2 protein-coding genes are annotated in these 2500 nt (G+C 31.4%); both read left to right on the top strand.

Annotated elements, in window-relative coordinates; translation table 11 throughout:
* The first annotated feature begins 127 nt into the window (after window positions 1-127).
* A complete protein-coding gene (locus GOQ16_RS17090) occupies window positions 128-1039 on the top strand; it encodes a hypothetical protein (RefSeq protein WP_160070404.1) in 912 nt (303 codons plus the stop codon).
* Between the two features lie 152 nt (window positions 1040-1191).
* Window positions 1192-2133, top strand: coding sequence for a DUF8428 domain-containing protein (locus tag GOQ16_RS17085; protein WP_160070403.1), 942 nt, complete (start codon window positions 1192-1194; stop codon window positions 2131-2133).
* The last annotated feature ends 367 nt before the right edge of the window (window positions 2134-2500 follow it).

Here is a 2500-nt window from a genome sequence, read left to right as displayed (position 1 = left end):
AATAAGACTTTGGCAACAAAGCACAAGTCTGTGAAGCCCGAAGCCCATTTGTCTTTAGCAAATGGGTAGTTCACTAATCCTTAGCTTTATTCTATGTAATATAATTTTTAATGAATAATATTGCATTATGCTTGACAATCAACCTAAAAAAATACTTACAATCTTTGATCCATATACCTCAAACGGCATTCTTCTAGCACAAAAGGTGATCGAAGTTGGTTATAAGGTTATGCTATTGGGGGGTAAAACAAAAGCTCAATTTGAGCAAGTAGCTATAATATCTGATTTTATCTCTGAAATTGAATTTATTGACATTTTAGATGGTTGTATTGACAACTTGAGTGTTTTAGAGAATATTCGGAAAAGCGAAAATTTAATTTTGATCAAGAGTTTAGCTGACACAAAATGGTTTTTCGATCATTCATATGATTTTAATAATGAAGCACCAATTTTTGAGGTGAGACAACTGTTAATTCTTTTGGCAGAGCAAAATAAAATACCAATTATTCAACATGATTTCTGGCAATGCACATCTGAAATTTTGGATGAAGTAATAACTAAAATTCTACATTCTATTTTCTCCGAAAATGGCAGAAAAATGTATTTGAACACATTACAAGCAGACATTGTCTTCATTGAAAAATTATCCTATATGGGACTACTAGTAAAATGTATTAAGGATTCTCCTGAGGTCTTAAAGTCAGAATTAGAAGACAGTCAAATTAGCATACGAGATATATTTCGCTTAGTTTTTGATGTATTTGGCGCAGAAATTGAATTTTGTGGGAAAGGTGAGCATGAGAGAGGAGTAATCGTTGACTATGAAGATGATATTTTGTCACTATCAAATATTAATACTTCAAAAATTCGTTTAGGCAATACAATTGTTAAATTAAATGAGGTAAATTATAATATAATTTCTGCTATTTCAAAATTTGAATTGAAGAGAGATATTTACACCTCAATGAGCAATATTAACCAGGTGGAAATCAAAAGATTAATTAAAAGTAAAATTTACAATTCATTGAATTTGAGTTAATTAGATGAGTTGTTGTGCGTTTGTAATTAATTTTTCAACGAATTTAAATAAAACTTGACAAATTGGAATAGTTTTTGATGTTTTCTTGAATCTACGAAAAACAATATTTAATAATACAAAGAATAAGTCATGTTTAATTTGGGGGTAGGATTATGGAAGATAAAGTAGCTAGTGTCAAATCTAAAAAGACAGAGGTAGAGCCAAAAGGTAATAAAGATAAATCAAAAATTTATTTTTTTATCGTGGCTATTATTTCCTTATTGGCTACTAATGTATACTTCTATGTAAAATATAAATCATCAGGTGAGAAGCTATATACATTGACACTTCAAAAGGAAAAGTTGCAAATTGAAATCGATAGAATTGAAGCAGAACTTGATAATATCGATCGTCAAAATATTCAAGGATTACCTGTAGAAGTCGTAGAACAGCAAAAAAAGGCAAGGCAAAACATTGCTGATTTACGTGCTGCATTGGAAGAAAATAATGTTTCAGATAGTCAGATTCAATTAGCAAACACCCAGTTGGAGAATTTGAAATCTAACGTTTCTAAATTGCTAGGGGAAGTAAATGATTTGAAGTTACAGAATGAAATTCTAAAAAGGCAAAATGTGGAATTGCAGGGTACTGTTAAAGAAACTTCAACTAAGGTTCAGCAATTGGCTAATGATAATTCGTTATTGAATGAAAAAGTTTTGATTGCGTCATCTTTAAAAGTTTCGAATATAGTTGTAAATGGTGTTGAAGAAAAGAAGAACGGAACTTTGGAAATTGAAAACAGAGCAAAACGAGCTGACAAATTGCAAATTAAATTTACTATAGTTGACAATGCATTAGCACGTAAAGGGAGAAAAGAAGTATTTGCTCGTATCATCGATCCACAAGGGAATCTTATTGCAGCAAGCAACTCTATTTTCTATATTCATGGTGACAAGTTACAGTATACTTTCAAAGAAAATATAAACTTCACCAATAACGGAGAAGAATACCAATTTTTATGGAGTGATACTTCCAAACTTAAAAAAGGTGCCTACACCGTATTGTTATATGCTGACGATGCAATTATGGGAAGGTCAAGTGTTGTGCTTAAATAGTTAATGAATTGTTATTTATAAGATATTTAATAGTCTGCCTTAGGTAGGCTATTTTTTTTATGTATGATAATAAATTATGTGATAATAACCAGGATGATTATATACTCTACATCTATAAACATTGCTCATCAATAGAATTCGTTATACATTTTATACTTTAGGATCAATCTAATAAAAGCAAAAAAGGATATTATAGCAATATAATATCCTATTTTGTTATGTGCGCCCGGCATGTGCGTGAACTCTAGGGTGTAAGTCCCGAACGTGCCTTGATAGTGGGAAAAGTTAACTTAAGGCAAGGGTGTCCTCCGTGAGGAGGAATCTGAAGGAAGCCGGCGGTAAATCTCTGGCCTGACGTACAGGAAGC

The sequence above is a fragment of the Sphingobacterium bovisgrunnientis genome (genome assembly GCF_009829085.1).
In the GTDB taxonomy this organism is placed as follows: Bacteria; Bacteroidota; Bacteroidia; order Sphingobacteriales; family Sphingobacteriaceae; genus Sphingobacterium; species Sphingobacterium bovisgrunnientis.
This window is presented reverse-complemented; position numbering and strand designations above follow the sequence as displayed.